The sequence below is a fragment of the bacterium genome (assembly GCA_016708315.1).
Taxonomy (GTDB): domain Bacteria; phylum Zixibacteria; class MSB-5A5; order CAIYYT01; family CAIYYT01; genus JADJGC01.
Window position 1 is genome coordinate 375,803 of record JADJGC010000002.1, and the last position, 21,328, is coordinate 397,130.

The following is a 21,328-nucleotide window of genomic DNA, read 5'->3' on the forward strand; positions in this document are numbered from 1 at the left end:
ACCGCTTCCGAGCCTGCAAAAATTGCTTGCGCAGGGATGTTTATGTCCTATTTTCATCAGAAGTTTTTTACAAAGCGAGAATAAGAATGAACACATGTCATATTGAGAATATCAGCGAATTTGTTGGCCAGGAAGTGACCTTACAGGGTTGGGTGTACAACACCCGGTCATCCGGCAAGATTCGTTTTATCATATTCCGCGACGGAACCGGGATGATTCAGGCGGTTATCGTCAAGAGCGAAGTCAGCGAAGAAGTTTTCAACCGATTCGACCAACTGACGCAAGAAACTTCTGTGATTATTAGCGGTACCGTCAAGGAAGAGCCGCGCTCGGTAGGTGGATTTGAATTGCTGTTAAAGGATCTGCAAGTGGTCCAGGTGGCGACGGAATATCCGATTACACCGAAGGAACACTCGACCGGATTCCTGATGGAACACCGTCATCTGTGGCTGCGCTCGACGCGTCAGTGGCACATCATGCGCGTTCGCAATGAGATTATTCAGGCAGTCCGGCAGTATTTCTATGAACGCAAGTTTGTGTTGATCGATACCCCGATTTTGACCGGTGCGATAGGGGAGGGCGCTTCGACGCTATTCGAGACTCAGTATTTCGATATTGGTAAGGCGTACCTCGCACAGACAGGACAGCTTTATCTTGAAGCCGCGTGCATGTCGCACGGCAAGGTGTATTGTTTTGGTCCGACGTTTAGGGCAGAAAAGTCGAAAACGCGCCGGCATCTAACTGAATTCTGGATGATCGAAGCCGAGGTCGCCTATATGGATATCAACGGCGACATGGATCTTCAAGAAGACATGATGTGTTACATCATTGACTGGGTGCTGGAGAAGGCCTCAGATCATTTGGTTGCGCTTGAACGCGATGTGATGAAATTGATTGCGGTCAAGAAGCCGTTCTATCGAATCAGCTACGACGAGGCGGTCGAGCGTTTGCAGAAGGTCGGTTCCAAGATCACCTGGGGTATGGACCTCGGCGGCGAAGATGAAACTGTCTTGACGAACATGTTTGATCGCCCGGTGTTTATCTACCAGTATCCACGCGAGGCAAAAGCATTTTACATGAAGCGCAATCCGGATCGTCCCGAAGTTGTCATGTGTGCGGATTTGCTGGCGCCGGAAGGCTACGGCGAAATCATCGGCGGATCACAACGCGAGGACAACCTGGAGTGGCTGATCGAATCGATCAAGCACCACAACTTGCCGCTTGAGCCGTTTGAGTGGTATCTCGATTTGCGCCGGTATGGTTCAGTTCCACATTCCGGATTCGGACTTGGAATTGAGCGCACGGTCGCTTGGATTTGCGGATTGCCACATGTTCGCGAGACGATTCCGTTTGCGCGCATGCTGTATCGACTTTACCCGTAATCAGACGAAAAGAATTATATGAGTACCGATCAAGAAACAAAATCCGAGCCACACTCGGGTTATGACTTTGGCGCAATTGAAGTGAAATGGCAAAAGCGCTGGGACGAGCAGAAGTTGTTTCACGCGCCGGATATGCCGCGCGAGAAATATTATCTGCTGGTGATGTTTGCTTACCCATCCGGCGATATTCACATGGGTCATTTTCGCAACTACATCATTGGCGACGCGATGGCGCGCTATCAGTGGATGTTGGGCAAGGATGTGCTGCATCCGTTCGGTTGGGATGCGTTTGGATTGCCGGCTGAACAAGCCGCAATCAAACGTGGAATGCATCCGGCTGAGTGGACGGTGAAGAATATCGAAGTCTCGCGCAACACATTGAAGAAGGTCGGGATTTCCTTTGATTGGGATCGCGAAGTGGCTTCGTGCTTTCCGGATTACTATCGCTGGAGCCAGTGGATCTTCTTGAAAATGTACGAACGCGGGCTGGCGTATCGTAAAGACTCGCTGGTCAATTTCTGCGCGACGTGCAATACGGTACTTGCGAATGAACAAGTCGAAGACGGCGCCTGCTGGCGTTGCCACAATCCCGTCACCAAGAAGCGGCTGAATCAGTGGTATCTGAAGATCACGGATTATGCAGACAGACTTCTGGAAAGCCTGGACCATCTTGACGGTTGGTCGGAGCGCCTGAGGACAATTCAGAGAAACTGGATTGGGAAATCTACCGGTTGTGAAATCAGATTTCAGTTGGAAGGCACGGACTTCGAGATACCGGTCTTCACGACGCGGCCGGACACGATTTACGGTGTGACGTTCATGGCGATTGCTCCGGAGGCTGAATTGCTGGAGAAGCTGGCAATTCCAGAGGAACGGAAGAAAGCTGTCGCAGAATACATTGCCAAATCAATTTCCAAGTCGGAGATCGAACGCCAAGCAGTCACGGATGATAAGGATGGCGTGTTCACAGGACTGTATGCAATTAATCCGCTCTCAGGCGACAAGGTGCAGCTTTGGATCGCAGACTATGTATTGGCATCGTACGGCACGGGCGTGGTGATGGGCGTTCCGGCACATGATACGCGGGATTTCGCATTCTCCAAGAAATACGGCGTACCGATAAAGGTCGTGATCAGCCCGGTCGGTGGACCGGCGCCGGATGCTTCGACAATGACTGAAGCGTACATTGAAAAAGGCGAAATGGTCAACTCCGGTGCATTCAATGGTCGTATTGGCGCGGATGCCATTTCTGCTGTGATCGATTTTGTTGAAGCAAAGAAGCTCGGTGTACGCAAGGTGAACTTCAAGCTACGAGATTGGCTGATATCGAGACAACGATATTGGGGTACGCCGATACCGATTATTCACTGCCCGAAATGCGGTGAGGTTGCCGTTGCTTTTGATAAACTTCCGGTCGAGCTGCCGACCAAGGGCGTTGACTACATTCCCAAGGGCCGTTCGCCTCTGGCTGATGCAACCGATTGGGTTAATGTCGAATGTCCGAAGTGCGGCGGGCCGGCACAGCGCGACCCGGACACGATGGACACATTCATCTGTTCGTCGTGGTACATGCTGCGATACACCGACAACAAGAACGATAAGGCGCCTTACGACGTCGCTAAATGCGATGCGTGGCTGCCAATTGATCTTTATATCGGTGGAATCACGCATGCGACGGGACACCTGATCTATTTCAGGTTCTTCACGAAGTTTCTTCACGATATCGGCATGTGCAAGCATGAAGAACCGGCCGTCCGGATGTTCAATCATGGGATGGTGAGCGACGCCGAAGGGCGAGTCATGTCCAAGTCGCTGGGCAATGTCGTGAGTCCAATTGATGTAATGAAGGAGCGGGGAGTCGATATTTCGCGCTTGGCGATGTACTTCGCGGCTCCGGCAGACCGGGAAATTCCGTGGTCCAATGAAGGCATTACCGGTGTTGAGCGGTTCCTTAACAAGTTCTACCGGATAGTTGAGCAAGTTGCGAAGGCACATCCGGGACCCGTTGATCTCGCGAAGCACTATGATGTAGCTGGGCTTGATCCGAAAGCGAAGGAAGTTTATACTCGCTTGAATCAAACTATCAAGAAAGTCTCAGAAGACCTTGATCAACTGCAGTTTAACACGAGTATTGCTGCGATAATGGAATTCTTCGGTGCGTTTTCGCCAACTGGCGGGTCCAGTAACGCCTTCGACAAGTACATCACAAGCAAGATCGTCCAAGTGATTGCGCCGTTGACGCCGCATTTCGCTGAAGAAGCCTGGGAGATGTTCGAACACAAGGATTCGATACTAAAGTCGAGCTGGCCGAAGTATGATCCGAAAGCGATATCCTTTGATACTGTCGTTGTCGCGATACAGATCAACGGCAAGGTTCGCGACGAGATCGAAGTTGATCGATCGGCGGATGAAGAAGCTGTGAAGTCGCTGGCAATGTCGCGGGAGAAGGTCAGAAGAACATTGAAGGCAAGACGATTGTCAAAGTTATCTACGTGAAGGGAAAGCTCCTAAGCATTGTAGTAAAGTAGAGCTCAAAGGGACGGCGATGGAAAGGCAGGCTAAGCAGTCTTTGTTGATTTGTCTCGCTTTTGCATCTTTATATAATATATATTATCAGACGTTGCTGGGATCAATTCAAGGGTGAGCGAACTCGGAGGAAATCGCTTTCGTAACCTACACGATATAGCCCTGCTCCCATAGTATTGGCATTTTGCCATAATGAAACGTGCCGGAAATGCCAAATTTGGGACTTCTATTGTTCTGTCTGTTAAGGGTTTACGCTGGCACAGCCAGCGAACAGAATTTCGGCGCGGGATTTGCAATGCTATTTGCGGACGAAGAAAACAATGAGGTTGAGAATGAAGATACAATCGCAAGACGGTTTCACCCTACTGGAAGTGATGATGGGTCTGGTAATTTTCACACTGGGTCTATTGTTGCTGAGCTCAATGATGGTTGTGGCGATTCGTGGAAACGTCTGGTCGGACAAAACGACTCAGATCGTTCAAGCGACACGCGAAAAAATTGAGGAATTCCGAAGACTTCCAGACGAGGACATGGCGAGCGGATCCGATGTACGGGGCGGCATGAGTCGTACCTGGGAGATTGCAGACGTGGATACGTACCTGAAGCGGCTTACGGTTGTTGTCGGTTACGAAGACGAGAAAGCCGTAGAGAAGGTCTGCACCACCATAACCTATATACAGGTAGGTGAATAACATGAATAAGCTAAAGAAATACTTCAGTGGAACCCGCAAGTCAGGCGGATTCACGATAGTTGAAGTGTTGATAGCTTCGATTATCGCTTCCATCGCGATAGCTGCCGGTATGCAGTTGTTTATCAGCCAGAATCAAAGTCACTTGATTCAGGCTGGCGTGACTGATATGCAACAGAACGGCAGAGCTACGGTTGACGAGTTGGTCGGCAAGTTGCGCCAGACCGGGTACAAACTTCAACCGGGGATCACTTCGTTGTTTGCTTGGAATTCGAATCCGGACACAATAGCGATTGTGTTTATGGCTGAACCGCTTTGCACCGCTTCGCTTAGCGAGAACATGAGTCAGGCAACCTCGGAAATTCGTTGCGAGGACGCTGACATAAGCTGTCTGACGGCGGACTCATGGGCATACATTTATGATGCGGTTAAGGATTCGGGCGAGTTCTTCTTTGTGACGGCTTTTGACGCCGGGACTGGAATTATCCACCACAACCTTGCTGCCTTGACGAAGGCCTACTCTCAAGGCGCCCAAGTGTTTGTCCTGGACTTCTACAAGTACTACGTGGACGATAGCGATACTCTGCACTCGTATTTGATGATGGTCAAGAATGGCGGCAATCCGGTAATCTATGCGGACAACATCAACGATCTGCAATTCCGATATGTGCTTGCCAATGGCGCTGTGGTTGATTCAGTGGTTGTGGATCGATATGTACGCGAGGTACAAGTATCGGTAGTGGCACGATCGGATCGAAATGACGAATTCCTGAACGATTTTCGATATGACACGCTGCGATCCAGCGCGATGATTAGAAATCTAGCGATGTAACAAGCGAGGTACCATGTTTACAAGACTATCGCGCGAGTCGGGTTTTACGACGCTGATATTCCTGTCGTTATTGTTGATGTTATCGCTTCTCGGACTGAATGCGATTATGACATCGACGAACGAAGTGGATATCGCGGGATATACCTTGAACTCGCAGGGTGCTCTGTATGCGGCCGAGGCCGGCCTTGAGAAAGGCAGTGCATACATCACGAATTATTACAACAAATTCGGGAAACCGCCTTCAAGCTTGCCGGATGATTCCATTCAAATCGGCAAGTTTTCAGTGACGTACGAGATTACCAAGCCGGGCGTCACGGTATCGAAGACGATGACCCAAGGCGCCTATCGAGGACTGTATGCCCTAACCGATGAGTATGTCGTAACGGCGACAGCGATTGCGCCAGGTGTGCATGCGGCAACTTCACTGCAGATGACAGTGGATGCTTCGGTAGTGCCGGTTTACCAGTTTGCGGTGTTCTATGAGAATGATCTTGAAATCGCTCCTGGTCCGGCGATGACGCTGGGTGGACGCGTTCATTCGAATTCGGATATGTATCTTCAGTCGGACAATTCTCTGAAGATCGATTCTTATACGACATCGGCTGGAGACATCAAGCATGGTCGTCATCCGAATTCAGGAATGTCCACTGGAAGCGGAACTGTCCAAATCAAGGACGGGACGGGAACTTACCAGAACATGAAGAATGCGGACAACACCTGGCTCGACTCTGATGACGGAGACTGGGTGAACAAGTCGATCGATCGTTGGGACGGCCGCGTCGAGGACAAGAACCACGGCATGACGGAATTGAAGCTGCCGGTGGTGGCCTCCGGCGAGCCGATGGATATGATCGGCCGTTCAGGAACCGACAATGCCGACAGCTATGAGCACAAGGCCGGATTGAAGATTCTGGATGGTCAAGTTTACTTTCGGCAGCCAGATTCGAGCTGGCAAAATGTCACGACCGATTTCACTTCGGCGGGAATTTTGACACAATCGACATTTCGCGACGGTCGTGAGAATAAAGACGTCAAATCCTACGACATCGATATCGCGAAGCTGAATACTTCAAGCTACTGGCCGGACGGCGGCATCATCTATTCTGCTAACGAGATTTCTGGCAGTCTGGTAGCCACACGGTTGAAGAATGGTTCGGAGTTGAAGGAAGGACTTACGGTCGCTTCCGAGAATCCGGTGTACACTGTGGGCAATTACAACTCTGTCAACAAGAAGCCGGCTTCGATCATGGCTGATGCGTTGACAATTCTTTCTGTGAACTGGACAGACGGCAACAGCTGGAATTCTACGCGAACCGCTGCCGATACGAGAGTCAATGCAGCCTATATGACCGGCAACAAGGCCTCAGGAACCGGTGGAAACACCTATTCCGGCGGTTTTGAGAATCTTCCCCGCTTCCTGGAAAACTGGAGTGGCAAGAAGTTCACGTGGAAAGGTTCGGCAGTTGATCTGTGGTTGTCGCAAAAAGCAACCGGCACGTGGGGCGGTTCGTATTATAGCCCCCCGAACCGCGAATGGGAATTCGATACCGATTTCCTTGATCCGAACAAACTTCCTCCGGGAACGCCGTTGATCTCGATCGTGATGAAGACTTCATGGCGTGAAATCACCGCGCCAAGCTTCGTCGAGAATTAGGGTTTACCGTAATTCTTCGGTCCCGACCGGGGTGTCGCACAGACATCCCGGTTTTCATTTGCTATCCAGTGAGATGCAAAGAACCAGTCACGAAAGTATGCTGGGATTCCATGAAGGAGTCTCTTCGAGATCTAAGCAGTCAGATTGAGACGGAAGATGGATTACGACTTGATGCCGTAACGATCGATGCGATCGCGAAGAGTATTGCGAGAGATGCCAAGAGCTTCGGCGGCTTTGACTTGATTGTTGTGAAGATGCTGAAGGGTGAACTCAATTAGTGCCTTCTCGACGGCTTCCTCGATGTGTGCATAGATTTGACCGTTCGAATTGGAGAAGATCTTGCCGTAGATCGGTTCGATTACGCGGCGGAACATCTGGTAATAGTTGTCCTTGAGAGCATCGAAATCAATCTTCATCAGATCGCGGCGGTCTTTGGTGATTGGAAGATCAGCCGGTTCGAGCCAACGGTTCTTGCTCATGACGACAGCGGTGTGAATCGTGTTTTCGAGTTCACGCACATTGCCAGGCCAGGAGTACTTGGAAAGAATCTTCATGGCTTCCGTAGTGATGCCTTCAATATTCTTGCCACAAGCAGTGTTGTAAATCTTGAGGAAGTGATTCGCCAGAAGAGCGATGTCGTCCGAACGTTCGCGCAACGGCGGCAAGTAAAGCGAAACAACTTTCAATCGGTAGAACAAGTCGACGCGGAATTTGCCTTCCTTTATGCAGGAAACGAGGCTCTTGTTAGTAGCGGCGAGGACACGCACATTAACGCGCAATGTTTCCTCCCCCCCTACCCTTTCGAATTCCTGTTCCTGGAGTATGCGAAGCAGCTTGCTCTGTGTGGCAAGTGAAGTATCAGCAATTTCATCAAGGAAGATAGTGCCGCCATTAGCCAATTCGAACTTGCCCATTTTGCGAGAGTAAGCATTGGTAAAGGCGCCCTTCTCATGACCGAACAACTCTGATTCGAGTAGAGTTTCGGTTAAGGCGGCGCAGTTCACCGACAAGAACACATTCTTGGAGCGATTCGAATTGCGGTGAATGGCGCGAGCGACTAGTTCCTTGCCGGTTCCGGATTCTCCGAAGATAAGAACAGCGGCGTCCGATTTCGCTACCTGGCCGATCATCTTGGCAATTTCGACGATTTCGTCGGAGACGCCGATTATCTCACGATTCGGATCGAGATCAGATTTGTGTTCTGACGGCAACGGCGCGTGGCCTTCACGGACAGTCTTGGCGACGCCGTTTGGTTCGCGCGTGGCGTTATGAATTGTCGACATAAGGCGCTCCATCTGGAACGGCTTGGTGACATATTCGTAAGCGCCCTCTTTCATTGCCTGTATTGCAGAGTCGGTAGAGACATATCCGGAAATGACAATAACGGGAGGAGCGTCCGTAATTTGGCGAATCTCCTTGAGCAAATCGAGGCCCGATTGCGAAGGTAGATTTACGTCAAGCAAGACGACATCCGGCGTGTTAGAGCGAATGAACTCCACGCTGCCGGGCGCATCGGCCATTGTATCGACCCGAAATTCTTTGGGGTCGAAAAAGCCGGTAAGTGATTCAGTTAGGCTAAGATCGTCATCAATGAGCAATATGCTCTTCATGTTACTCCTCTTCTCATATAATCGGCGGAGAGAGGCTTAACATTTACTCGCTTTTAGTGCTTGTCGCGGGTAATTTTATATTTCTCGATAAGATCGTAAAGAGTTGTGCGGCTGGTTCCGAGATCCCGGGCGGCTTTTGTGACGTTCCAGTTGTTTCGTTGCAGTGCGGCTTTTATGTGGTTCGATTCGGCCTCTTCGCGGACATCCTGGAGCGATCTGTTCTCTGATTCAGTGGCTGCAGTGAACCCAAGGTCAGCGGCGCCGATACGACTTGTTCCGGAAAGAATCACTGCCCGTTTAATACGATTTTCGAGTTCGCGGATGTTTCCCGGCCATTCGTAGCTGCAGAGGGCTTGCAGAGCGGAATTGGTGAAGGTGAGATTGTTCTTCTTGTTCTCTTTTCCATAGATCCGCAAGAGATGTTCGGCGATAAGAAGGATGTCGTTTTCACGGTCCCGAAGCGGCGGTAGTTCGATAGTGATCACAGAGAGGCGGTAGAACAAGTCTTCACGGAAGCGCTTGCTAACGACCTCTTCTTCGAGTGAGCGATTTGTGGCGGCGATAACGCGCACGTCGACCTGAATTGTGTTCTTGCCGCCAACGCGTTCGATAATCTGGTCCTGCAGAAAGCGCAGAAGCTTGACCTGTAGCCCCAGCGAGAGTTCGCCGATTTCGTCGAGGAACAACGTGCCGCGGTTAGCGGTTTCGAACTTCCCTATTTTCTGAGCGATGGCGTCGGTGAAGGAACCCTTCTCGTGGCCGAAGAGCTCAGATTCAAGTAATGCTTCAGGGATTGCCCCGCAGTTAATGGTAATGAAGGGTTTATCTTTGCGATCGGATCGTTCATGTATCGCTTTAGCGATCAGTTCCTTGCCGGTTCCAGAGTCGCCAGTGATCAGTACTGTGTAGGATGCTGGAGCCACGGTTGTCACCACTTTGAAGATCTTCTGCATCTTCGCTGAAGTGCCAATTATGTTGTTGAAACCCTTGATGTCATGCAGAGATTCGCTTAGCCGGGCATTTTCGCGTTCCAATTCCTGAAGATAAGCGGCGCGCCGGATAACGATGCTGAGTTCATCGAATACGATCGGTTTGACATAGAAATCGAAGGCACCCTTTTTCACAGCGGTCAGAGCGTTGGAGCGTTCGCCGTTGCCGGTCACCATGATGACTTTGGTTTGGGGATCGAGTTCGAGAATGTCGGGCAGTATCTCCAGACCCTCTTGACTGCCGCTGTAGGGCGACAACGAGATGTCGAGCAGCACGATATTCGGGTGTTGATCGCGCGCAAGCTGTAGCGCCTCGCCGGCAGTCGCGGCGGAGAGGACATCGTATTGATCTTCGAGCGCAAAACTGAGTTGAGAGCGAATTCCCTCTTCGTCGTCAACAATGAGGACCTTGGTGTGTTTAATTGTCATGCCTTTTTGAGTTTCAATTTGAAACTACTTCCCTGTCCAACAACTGAAGTTACAGTCAACTGCCCGCCCATCTGCTCGACCAACTCGCGGGACTGAAAGAGACCAATACCCAAACCGCTTGGCTTGCTGGTCTGGAAAGGACGAAAAAGTCGGTCGCGCATAAACTCGGCTGTCATTCCGGAGCCGGTATCCTGCACAGTAAGAGACGCTGTGTTGTCGTCCTGTGTGGCAAGAAAACGCAGCTCTCCCCCATTGGGCATCGCCTCGATGGCGTTGATGATGAGATTCGAAAGGACGCTGCGCAATTTTTCTTCGTTGCCGCGGACCATAGGTAGATTTTCGATTTCGGTCACCACTGTGATTTTGTTCTGCGCAGACAATTTCATCTCCTCAATCAAACTTAGTAAAGTTTGATGCAAATCGCAATTGGTGAGAACAAAATCGAGATGATCAGATGGAGACGAGAGTCGATTGATCAGGCGCTTCATTCGTTCTTGAGCGCCACGGAGCGTTTCCGTGGTCATTTGTTGGAATCGCGGGTCATCGAATTTGCGTTCGGCATTTTGCATGATCATCGAGAGCATCGAAATCAGATTCTTGACATCGTGAATGACGAAGGACGAGACCTTGGTGAATGAAGCCAATTCGCGCGTTTCAAGCAATTTTTCAGACTGTTTCACTGATAGCAGCGAGAGCGCCAATTGGTGCGAGATCGAATCGATTAGGAAGCGCACATCATCGGGGATCGGTTTATCCGATTGGCAGGCAATGAAGCCGACAAATTCTTTGCGTGCCACAAGCGGAATCAGCTCGCAGGAAGAATACGACTCGACGAACGCACGCTCATCGTTTTTCAATGACAGGCCAAGAGCAAGAAACTGCGAGGCGTTGCTCATGCGTCCGATTCGGAATAAATACTGTTCCAACTCTGCGGCGCTCTCGGCCCCAAGCACCGTTTCAGGGTAACGTTTGACAAACTCGCCCAGCTTGTCGCCTCGAAGATAGATCACAGTGTTGTTCATGCTGCATCTATGCTGCAGGACATGCTCGATTGCGGCGAACATCTCCTGGCGATCGGTAGCGGCAGTGACATCTTCGGCGAATGCGGTAATCTCGGTGAGCAACTCGACCTTGCCGGAGTAGATAGAACGATCAACGATTGAGCGCCAGCGGTTGCGGATAGAGCCGGACATTATCAAAGCTACAAAGAATAGTATCACCACGAACGCGGCAAGGACCGAGAGAAATATCTGCGGGCTGCCGCCAAGGGATACGAGCAACTTCACTGCGGCGCCGATGACGATGAAGTAGCCGCCGATCAAGACTAGTGCAACGGAAGAGTAAACGGCTTCGCGCGATACCACGACGCCCTGCCCCTGGCGTTCTTCGTAGACAACGAACCGGGCGAGAAGAACGAACGATCCCATCATAAGCAACGCTGAGATCTGGATGCTCATGAACTCGACACGGGCAATGAGGAGTCCCATCATTCCCGAGACAATGTTGACAGCGAGAAGCAGCGCGGTTGTTAAAATTGGCAATACGAGTGAGCGACGTAGCCGGCCATGCGATGCGCGGTAGGTGCTTTCAAGTTGAAGGAGTCCGAAGGCATTAGCGACAATCAGAAGTGTCAGGTAGTAACGCCCGACGACGGTGATTTCAATGTACCGTCCGTCGACGTCGTCATTGACGATTGTGAAGTAATTGCTAAAGAATGCTCCGATAGCCGCCAGGATCAGCAGAGTCAAAATGGCATAGACAGTCAAAGAACGGCGGCGAAACAGATTGGCAGCGGGTTCACGGGCAAAGACGAGCAAAAACAACAGCCAGAATCCAGTCGCGCTGGAGAGCATGCCGGTGAGCAATCCGTGCTGGAGGTGACTAAGAATATCGAAGCGTGGAATAATTCCAATGAAGAATGCCCACATGAGCCCCGTGGTTAATGCGGCTGCGACGAAGAAATGTCCGGATAGGTGGCCAGGTTTGCGCACCAGTACAAACAGCATTGAGAAGAAGGCTGCAAAACACGCCCCGATTTCAGCCAGGTCGTATATGGTAAACATCAGTCTTCAGCGGCTTCGCGGAAGAATCTTACTATGGCACCGGTGGTGAAGTAGTTCGCGAGTGTCAATGCAGCGGCGAGTCCGATTGTCATCCAAACGATGATTTCCGGATTGAACTTATTCACGATGCTGCCGGTGTTTTGAAGGGCGTAGACGAGAAACAACAATGGAATCTGAGGTAATGCGGCAAAAATGACGGTAGTGAAGAAGCTGCGGAAAAACAGCGAGAAACTGCGAGTGAAAGATTTTCCAAGTGAGGTCTTTGAGAGTACCATGAAGGGCACGACATAGACGAATAGTGCGGTAAGTAGTGTCTGCAATCCCTGCATTCCCACCATCAGTGCAATCTTGCGGCGCGGAGCACCTTCAACAAAGCCTTCGAAAAGTCCGGGAAGTGTCCAGAACAGAAGCAGTATCGGCACAAATACGATCAGCCATATCAGAAGCAACCTCGGATAGTGGCCGACAGCGGTCTTGAGTGATTTCACGAACTGAATCTTCTCTCGACTGAAGTACGATGCGAGCATGAGAATAGCTGTTGCACTCAACAGCGAATCGATCAGCCAGGAGAATAAGAGGTTCATCTTCTCAAAGACCGATGGAATATATGCTATGTGTTGCGGGTAGTGGGTTACTGAAGCATCCCCTATCCACTGGACGATTGGAATAAACCATCCCGAGAGCAAGGGCGAGAACATGTTGTTCAGCATCACGATCTGCAGCAACATGACAAGGAAGAATAGAAAAAATGGCGGCCAAAGTCGGAAGTTGAAAATTCCGACTATCAGCCGCCCATAGGTCGCGATTATGAAGTTTACTCTATCAAGCACACCCACAGATTGCTAGTTAGGTCCTCTCACCTCATTGGAGTTGGCCGACCGTGCGCCGTATTTGTCGAAGACAACTACGACATAGTAGAATTGCTGGCCGACATCGATGCTTTCATCCGTGAAATTAATCGCCGACTGTCCGGTAAGCACGCCTATCAAGTTAACAGCCGTGTTGGTTTGTACCGGTGTAGTGACAGAGCGATAGATCCGATATGATTCAAAATCGGAATCGGTATTCGGCGTCCATCCAATTGAAACGCTGGTTGAATCGTCGTCGGACTTGAACAAGGTTACCGCCGACGGCGTTTCATTTGCTTTGGTGGTCGATTTGATAGTGTTGCTCGCTGCCCGGAGGCCGGTGCGATCAATAGTGTAGACTATGTAATAATAATCTTTGCCCGGTTCGAGAGCGTTGTCGCGGAATGTTGTATTCGCGGCACTTGTTTCGGACCTTACGAGCAACGACGAAGTGTTGACGGTAGCGGTTTCCGAGCGGAAGACTTGGTAGCCTTGGAAATCGGAGACATTGGAGCGGGTCCAAGTCAATTCAATCGATTCTTCCGAAACTACGAATGCTGACAATTGAGCCGCTTCGGGCGGATTAGCGATGTTGATGAATGATGTCAGCGTGATCGCCACTGCCTGATTTCCGGCGACGTCGGTGAAGTTGCCGGTAATTGTGGCATTGACCGCGTCGATGCCGCCAGGAATCGAATAGGTTGCGGAATAGACTCCGGCACCAGATTCAAGCAGAGGAATCGTTGCAACATTGGCGATAGAGATGCTGGCTTCGCCTTCGGTCTCGCCAGTGTTCATCGTGAAGACAATCTCTTCGCCGGCAGTGAGCGTTGCACCACCAGAATTCTCTATGATAGAGACAATCTCGGCTCTGGTATCTAAGGTAATGTCGTCGCTGACTGTACCAACGACTTCGTTGCCTTCGGCATCGCGGAAACGGGCAAAGACACTCTTCACGCCGTCACCCGAAGTGAGTTCCCAGTTGCGTGTGGACGAGAAGTTCGCCCATTGTGCGCCGGTGAATGCTGCGTCATTTGCCAATAAGACCAACCGAGTTCCGACGGGTGCCGCGAAGGACACCGTGACAAAACGAGAATTGGTAAAGCGCGAGTTGTCGTTAATCAAAGCGGTGTAAATATTCGGCGTTGCGGAGACTGCTCTGGACAGCTCGCTCTCCAAACCGTTGGTTCCGATGGCTGTCACTTGATAGATGTATCTCAGTGTATTGCGGAGACCGGTATCGGTGTAGCTGAGCGTTGTCGTGGAGTCAATCAGCTCCGGAGCCGCAAAAGTAGTGTCGCCGCGATAGATCATGTAGCGCGAGATTCTTGACGGAGTGCTGATTTCCCAGGAGAGAATCACCGTTCCGTCCCCTACCGATGTCGCCAAGTTGCGCGGTACTTCGGGAGCGCCAACGACTTCATTCGTTCTTGAGGGTTCAGCAATTTGGTCGGTACAACCAATGATAAAGGCAATGGATAGCGCCAGTGACGCCAATGCAAGTATGGTAAGTATCTTCTTCATTAGAATGTCAACCTCCCCATCAGCTTGACGGCTTGGCCGTCATACTCTGGTGCGAAGCTCAAATTGGCGCCGGAAATCGAGATGCCATAGTCAGGGAAAAAGAGCATCGCATCAAGGACGCTGTAGACCCAGACTCCGGCAACAATCGCACCCATTATATTGCGCTGTTGTTCGGCATCGTAGGCATCTTGTTGGCGATCGTAAAGTTCGGCAAGCATCAGAAACTTCTCAGACACCGACCGCTCGTTTTCATAGCGGGCAAGGAAGTCAAGATAGGAATCGCGTTTGCTGTCGAAGCGAAGGTGCATGATTCCGGCTGTAGCGCCGCCGACAAGTGCGCCGACGAACATCAGGTTGCCTTTAGTCTTGGCGCCATAATAGCGTTGTCCCCAGCCGGGGATAACGATCGAGCGCAAAGCGGCCTTGACTCGCGTCTTCGGTTTGAGTTTGAGATCAATAGTGGTGGATTCGCGTCCAGATAACAGGACGCTGGAATTGTAGGTTTCGTAGCCATCACGATAGGCAGTGATCTTGAAGTACCCTGCTAATCGTTGAGTGAATGTCGCCGGTGTCACGCCCGCCACTGTCATATCACCAGACAACATTACGGTAACCCCAGAGGGGTTGGAAGTCACTGTTACAGTCGCATCCGTTGCGTTCTGTGCGTGGGTGGCGCCGGCGAGGGTCAGCATCATGCCGACACAAAGCGCAACCCGTTTTGCCGTAATTAGTTTCATAATATCCATATCGGCAAAGTAACGAAGTTCTTATAAGGTCCGCAAGGTTTTTTGGTTAAAAACCTTGCGGAAATTGATTTCAAAATTTGTCGGGAAAATTGGTCTACATTCCGCGAGCGCCGAGCATGACACCGACCGTCTTGAACATAATCTTGACGTCGCTGGAAAGGCTCGAAATGCGGATGTATTCCAGATCGTGTGACACTTTCTTCTTCACGTCGTCGATGGTGACATCGTATCCACCCTCAACCTGGGCGAGTCCAGTGATTCCCGGGAGGACTTCAAGGCGACGCGTATAGTTCGGGACTTCAGTCGAGAGCTTCTCGATGAAGAACGGACGTTCCGGGCGCGGACCAACAACGGACATCTCGCCTTTGAGGACATTGATCAACTGCGGGAACTCGTCAATACGGGTCTTGCGCAGGAATCTGCCAAGACGGGTAATGCGAGGATCGTTCTTGGTTGCCCAGATTGGTCCGCAACGCTTTTCGGCGTCGGAAACCATCGTGCGGAACTTATATACAAAGAAGGTCTTTCCAAATACATTCTTCTGACGGCGGTCGGCGCGACGGTTGCACATTAACAAATCGTCTGGGCGCTGACGACGGTCATTACGGCGACGGTTAATTCCGACGCGTTCCTGCTTATAGAAGATCGGGCCTGCAGAATCGAGTTTGATTGCCAAGGCGACAAGACCGAACAACGGCAGAAGACAAATCAGTCCAACTAAGGCGACAATCCAGCTAAACATGAACTGGATACGGTTAACGGCAACCGAGGTTTTCGAAGCCTTGGTTGAGTTATCGCTGCGGGCGGCAGCGAGGAAAGCCAACACGAATGCGTTAGAGAGAGCGTATTCGCTCGCTACTAAACGGGCCTTACGAAGGCCGGCATTCAGCGTCTCTTTCAGGCTCGTTATCCCCGACGAGCCGAATCGTTCGTTAACAACGATGTCGGAGTGGTAGCTAGCTGCCGAAGTCGCTTTTAGATACTTCTCAGCCTCTGCTCTGTCCTTAGTGTACTGCATTTCTAATATGCTCCTTGGTTACTCTTGGCACAGTAACTGTAGCCGTTCGAGGCTGTTAAGAGCAAATCAGGTGCCAAACGGTAATTGTTCAGATTGTTGTAGGAAGTATCGATATTGGCGGAAATGTTGATGTTCCATGTAGTTAGATTGCAGTGTGTTACGGGATTCGGTTGAAGCTATGAATAAACCACAACCAAAGGGGGTATTTTAACAAAGTTGAGAGCTAAGTCGTTTGCACAGTAATGAATAGCACAATAGGTGCATTCACATGCACACATTGGTATTCGCAATTCCGCGATCTCACAGGTAAAATGGGGTAAAAACGAACCTTAATCAAAGAGTGCGAATTGGGATAGTTTAGTCTGACCAATTGAGCTGTTAACGTCCGAAGCGGTAGGAGCCAGTAATCTGGTGAATGCCTTCGCTTGTCGACGACGGGCGATAAGTATAGTCGAGACCGATGTGGTCCAGAAGGAGTCCAACTCCAAGCGACATGCCATCGGCTGACGTAGCCGTCTGTTCAAGTGAGCCGCCGTAGCCTGCTCTGAACGTCAGGATGGAATTGTAGGCATATTCGAATCCGGCGCCAAGTGAAACGCCTTCACCTTGCTCTTTGTTGCCAGCGAGTGAAATCATCGAGGAAGATCCGAAAGTCCGGTATGATACGCCTAAGCGCATAGTGGCTGGCAGGCTGATCTCTTCGGTAACGTACTTGAGCTTTCCGCCGAGGTTGGCGTACTGTGCGCCGACAGAGAACTGGCCGAATTCGGCCATAAGACCGAGATCAAAAGTGACGGTACTGGCTTCAAGATTGTCGAGCTTCTCGAACACAGGCTTTACTGCAATACCGGCCGAGAAGGTCTCGGTAAGGCGCTGGGAGTAGCCGAGATTGACCATAAAAGAGTATGCCGACAAGTCCCCAGTCGCAACGCCAGCGACGTCGTAGCCGGCGATATTGCCGTAACCAAGGTAAGTTAGGCCAAGACCGATGCCTGAGCCGTTCTTCATGGGGATTGCCATGCTGAAATTGTCAAGGCGCAGGTCTTGCATTAGTTCGGTATGTGAGAAGGAGAATTCGCCTGATCCATTGCGGCCAACACCAGCCGGATTGTAGAAAAGAGCGGTTGCGCCATCGGCGTTGGCAACCATTGCACCGCTGAGGGCGGCGCCACGGGAAAACACCGGGATGTTAAGAAAGTCTGCGCTATTGGTGCCGGGTCCAGCCGTTGCAGAAACTGCAAGAATGGCAACCAAGCTCAATATTACAAAAGCGATTTTGGCAAAAATGCGATCTGACATTACAACCTCACCTCAAAAATTCCTTTTTACCTCTCCGACAACCGCATATAAGGCAATGCCTGTGCCGATTGAGGCTTTTGGGGAAATGAGGATAAGGTTACGGCAGAAAACCGTGGAGTCATAAGTCCTATTTCTCTATCGTCCAATAACTTCCGGTGTGCGCCCAAAAGCAAATATTCCATGCGCAACCGGACAAACTCGTCCATTCTTTGTGAAGTAAGGCACCCGGAGATGTGCTATTCCCGAACATCCAACACCGGGCAAAAGTACGTCGAAGGAGTATCTTGGTCACTTTCAACAGGTTCAGGTCTGTTGTGCAGAATCTGAACTCCTGTGTTAAGTGTCGGCAGGCTTCACTATTAATTTAGTGGGCCAGCAACCAATCTTGGATTGACCATATATTGCTGTTCTTGGCCAGCAATGCACTAGCTATAGTATATCACTCAATTAGCGTCAACAATAATTTGTCAAAAAAATGCAAGTCGGTGCGTAGCGTTTCATAAACGCGTTTTACAATTCGGGAGCCTTTCAGCACCAAAAAAGATGCTGTTTTTTGATCGATTTTGAAGTTGTAGAGTCGAATTGCCTTTTCGCGGAAACCCAGTTTGAGGGCGCAAGTTGGTCGAGATATCTTCAAGATTGACTTCGAGGGTCTATAAAGTATATTTGTGTTACCCGACGTGACCAATCAATGGGTTATACTGGGCGATATTTCCTGTTTCGTTTTCATACCATCATTTTCGTATCTGAGGAGTCCTGATGACGATTTCCAAACGCTTCTTCCCTATCTCTGTAGTTCTTCTTGCGGCAAGCCTTTTCCAATTCGCGATTGCTGGAAAGCAGCCGGCGACAAGCTCTCAACTGGCGATCGATTCGATAAAAGCACTTGGACTTCCCTACCAAGGTGATTTGTGGCACGCAGTTGAGGGTGAGATGATTGGCCGTCGCGAAGAAACGGAAGCGTCACTTGATGCTGGTTCGCTTTCGCGAGACGGTGGGAATGGTCCCGGCAGTGCAACGGTGATTTCCAGCAACGACTACTTAGATAATGGAACGACTGTGGGCAAAGGCAACAATGCTTCGATACCGTCATGCCTTTCGGGAGGCGGTGATACGTCGCCGGACGCGTGGTATGTTGTGACGTTTGCTGATCCGGTCATCGTTACGGCGTGGACGACGTGTGCCTCGAGTTTTCCTTCTACGTATGACACCAGATTGGGAATCTTCAGCAGTGCGAATGCGCTGTTAGCCTGCAACGATGATGATCCGACTTGCTCTCCCAATGTGCAATCACGGATTGAGGAGCATTCACTCAATGCAGGTACGTATTACATCGTTGTTGACGGATACAACGGCGGATCGGGGCAATATCAATTGAATGTATCATGGGCGTTGCAACCGCCGCCATGCACCGGCGGGTCAAATCAACTGAATGCTGAATTGATCACTTCCCTGCCATTTACAGATCAAGGTACTACAGTTGGAGCGTGCAATGATATCATGATCAGCTGTGAGCTTTCGGGACCTGATGTTGCGGCGGACTATTGGTACAAGTTTACGGCGGACACAACGACCCTTCTTACGGTTTGGACAACCTGCGGCCCTACTTGGTTTGATTCGAAGATTGCGATTCTTGATGAGAATATGAGTGCGTTGTTCTGTAACGACGACTCGCCGTCGTGCGGAACGAAACAATCGCGGATTACGGATGCAGCCCTGTTCCCCGGCGAATACTATATCGTCGTGGATGGCTATCACGACGCCGAAGGAAGTTACGAAATTAATGTCGAAGGTGTGGCGTTTGATGCGGGTGATGTTGACACTTTGTTTCCGGACATATCAGTTCGACGCAACGACCTGCATGACAACGAGATTTCGGTGACGGTCGAACCGGGTCGCCGTCATATCAGGCTCACAGTAACGACGCCAAACACCGGAGCTGGTAAGTTGTACATGTACGGCGTACTGCCGCCCAACCAAGATGGCACGCAAGATGTTCGGCAACGCATTTTCCGGAGTGACGGCAGCTTCTTTGACCGTCTCGCGGGAAAGTTTGTGTTTCACTCGCAGCACGATCACATTCACGTCGAGAACTGGAGCCAGTTTCATCTGCGAGAGTTGCTCCCCGACTCAGGAGTTGGAGCGATTGTGGCTTCTGGTGACAAGACGAGTTTCTGTATTCTTGACTTAACGATTCACGATGCGTCCCTGCCGAATCACAATCCTAACGGCGAGTTCTTGTCGTGCTCGTCGACGATCCAGGGATTGAGTGTCGGCTGGGCGGATATTTATAGCAAAGACCTCCCCGGACAGAGCATTGACATAACGGACGTGCCGGACGGGTACTACTGGCTGGAAGCGGTCGTTGATCCCGATCTGAAGATATTAGAAGCACGGGAGACGAATAATGCGTCGCGTGTGTTGGTCGTGATAGGCGATCCAGAGTCAAATACCGCCGACGCATATGAACCGGGTGATAATTTCGACGAAGTCGATGCACGCCCGGTCGGATCAGTCAACAGTCCGAATCTTGGTCCGTGCGATCCTGTGAAGGTAATAGACAGTCTGAGTATTCATGCGTCAGGGAATGATGATTACTATCGATTCTACTGCAATAGCACAGGTACGGCTTCGGACTTTGTCCGGATAGATCTGGTAAACAATCAGGGTGACTTGGATTTGAGACTGTACGATGCGAACAGAGTTTCGATCGCATCTTCGACCACCACTTCCAATGTTGAGACGATATCGCTAAACGGCCGTCCGGAAGGATGGTATTACGCCCGAGTCTTAGGGTTCAATGGTGCAGAAAACGCCTACTACAAATTGACTATAAATCCGCCTTCAAATGGCGCACCGGTCATTACTGTGGTGAATCCACCGGTTGGCGACACAATGTTAGTTCACGGTTTGGATACCTATAAGGTGGGTTGGAGCCACAATGATGCTGAATCGGACGAATGTTGGGTTTCGGTATTCTACAATACCGCGCCAATTTTGAACGGCAACGAAGTGCTATTGCCGACATCGCTTCATACGCCGGCAGCTCAAGGGTTCTTTATTGTTAATTCTGCTTATGTTCCGGAGGACTCATCGCTCTATGTCTATTGCCGGATCACCGACGGTGGAACTACGACAGGAAGTTGGTCATCGGGTACAATGACGTTTCTGCATCACGATCACGCACATGGGATGATTGCTGGAATGGTGATTGACTCAGATTCGCTTCCGATCGAAGGGGCAGTTGTCTATCTGAATGGCCATGAGCATGAGGACACGACGATTGCATCGGGGTTGTTCATGATGGATGAGGTTGAGCCGGGCTCGTATACGCTGACGGTAGAGCATCCGAATTTCCAGGACTCGACTCTTAGCGGCGTAGTTGTGAATGTTGGCGGAACCAAGGACAAAGTGATAATGTTGTCAGGCTGTGGATTCGTAGCGGGAGATGCTGATGGCAACGCCGGTGTAAGTATCTCAGATGTCGTCTATCTGGTTAACTATGTCTTTGGCGGAGGAGCGGCTCCAATACCCCTCGAAGCTGGCGACTCGAATTGTGATGGCGGATTGAGCATTTCCGATGCAGTATACATGATAAGCTTCATCTTCTCCGGAGGACCAGCGCCTTGCAGTGGTTGCTGATCTTGGCAATTTAGGACAACACGAAAAAAGCGCCCGGCCTAAGCGGGGCGCTTTTTATCTCAGGGATTCTGTGAGGC

Annotated in this window: 13 protein-coding genes and 1 pseudogene; 6 read left to right on the forward strand and 8 right to left on the reverse strand. The window is 50.6% G+C overall.

The genetic code is table 11. From position 1 onward, the window contains the following. The first annotated feature begins 86 nt into the window (after positions 1-86). The 5 genes and pseudogenes from asnS to IPH59_01995 all read left to right on the forward strand — a co-directional run bounded on the left by asnS (position 87) and on the right by IPH59_01995 (position 7,083). Entirely contained in the window at positions 87-1,382 is a 1,296-nt protein-coding gene (gene asnS / locus IPH59_01975) for an asparagine--tRNA ligase (protein ID MBK7090483.1), read from the forward strand. An 18-nt stretch (positions 1,383-1,400) separates the two neighbouring features. After that, positions 1,401-3,910, forward strand: a pseudogene (locus IPH59_01980) (leucine--tRNA ligase). Positions 3,911-4,240: 330 nt separating this feature from the next. After that, on the forward strand, positions 4,241-4,600 hold the full coding sequence (locus IPH59_01985) for a prepilin-type N-terminal cleavage/methylation domain-containing protein (GenBank protein ID MBK7090484.1): 360 nt from the start codon (positions 4,241-4,243) through the stop codon (positions 4,598-4,600). 1 nt (position 4,601) lies between these two features. Beyond that, complete coding sequence (locus IPH59_01990; GenBank protein MBK7090485.1) at positions 4,602-5,429, forward strand: prepilin-type N-terminal cleavage/methylation domain-containing protein; 828 nt, start codon at positions 4,602-4,604, stop codon at positions 5,427-5,429. Between the two features lie 13 nt (positions 5,430-5,442). Next, complete coding sequence (locus IPH59_01995) at positions 5,443-7,083, forward strand: hypothetical protein (GenBank protein ID MBK7090486.1); 1,641 nt, start codon at positions 5,443-5,445, stop codon at positions 7,081-7,083. A 161-nt stretch (positions 7,084-7,244) separates the two neighbouring features. Here IPH59_01995 and IPH59_02000 read toward each other — a convergent pair whose 3' ends face one another. The 8 genes from IPH59_02000 to IPH59_02035 form a co-directional block, all read right to left on the reverse strand. Beyond that, the gene (locus IPH59_02000; GenBank protein MBK7090487.1) at positions 7,245-8,693 is read right to left on the reverse strand and encodes a sigma-54-dependent Fis family transcriptional regulator; all 1,449 of its coding nucleotides are present in this window, start codon (positions 8,691-8,693) and stop codon (positions 7,245-7,247) included. 53 nt (positions 8,694-8,746) lie between these two features. Then, positions 8,747-10,111 (reverse strand): PEP-CTERM-box response regulator transcription factor, encoded by a 1,365-nt coding sequence (gene prsR, locus IPH59_02005; GenBank protein MBK7090488.1) that lies wholly within the window; start codon positions 10,109-10,111, stop codon positions 8,747-8,749. Beyond that, positions 10,108-12,174 carry a PEP-CTERM system histidine kinase PrsK gene (prsK, locus tag IPH59_02010; protein MBK7090489.1) on the reverse strand — a complete coding sequence of 689 codons (2,067 nt, stop codon included), beginning with the start codon at positions 12,172-12,174 and terminating at the stop codon, positions 10,108-10,110. The genes prsR and prsK overlap by 4 nt, the downstream gene beginning before the upstream one ends. Continuing rightward, positions 12,174-13,004 carry a hypothetical protein gene (locus tag IPH59_02015; GenBank protein MBK7090490.1) on the reverse strand — a complete coding sequence of 277 codons (831 nt, stop codon included), beginning with the start codon at positions 13,002-13,004 and terminating at the stop codon, positions 12,174-12,176. The genes prsK and IPH59_02015 overlap by 1 nt, the downstream gene beginning before the upstream one ends. Before the next feature lie 12 nt (positions 13,005-13,016). Next, positions 13,017-14,546 carry a hypothetical protein gene (locus IPH59_02020; protein ID MBK7090491.1) on the reverse strand — a complete coding sequence of 510 codons (1,530 nt, stop codon included), beginning with the start codon at positions 14,544-14,546 and terminating at the stop codon, positions 13,017-13,019. After that, positions 14,546-15,283 carry a PEGA domain-containing protein gene (locus tag IPH59_02025; GenBank protein ID MBK7090492.1) on the reverse strand — a complete coding sequence of 246 codons (738 nt, stop codon included), beginning with the start codon at positions 15,281-15,283 and terminating at the stop codon, positions 14,546-14,548. The genes IPH59_02020 and IPH59_02025 overlap by 1 nt, the downstream gene beginning before the upstream one ends. 103 nt (positions 15,284-15,386) lie before the next feature. Further along, the gene (locus IPH59_02030; protein MBK7090493.1) at positions 15,387-16,034 is read right to left on the reverse strand and encodes a sugar transferase; all 648 of its coding nucleotides are present in this window, start codon (positions 16,032-16,034) and stop codon (positions 15,387-15,389) included. 654 nt (positions 16,035-16,688) lie between these two features. Beyond that, positions 16,689-17,609 carry a PorV/PorQ family protein gene (locus tag IPH59_02035; GenBank protein MBK7090494.1) on the reverse strand — a complete coding sequence of 307 codons (921 nt, stop codon included), beginning with the start codon at positions 17,607-17,609 and terminating at the stop codon, positions 16,689-16,691. Positions 17,610-18,368: 759 nt separating this feature from the next. On the opposite strand from IPH59_02035, the gene IPH59_02040 reads away from it, so the two are divergent. Continuing rightward, on the forward strand, positions 18,369-21,251 hold the full coding sequence (locus IPH59_02040) for a carboxypeptidase regulatory-like domain-containing protein (protein ID MBK7090495.1): 2,883 nt from the start codon (positions 18,369-18,371) through the stop codon (positions 21,249-21,251). Positions 21,252-21,328: the final 77 nt, after the last annotated feature.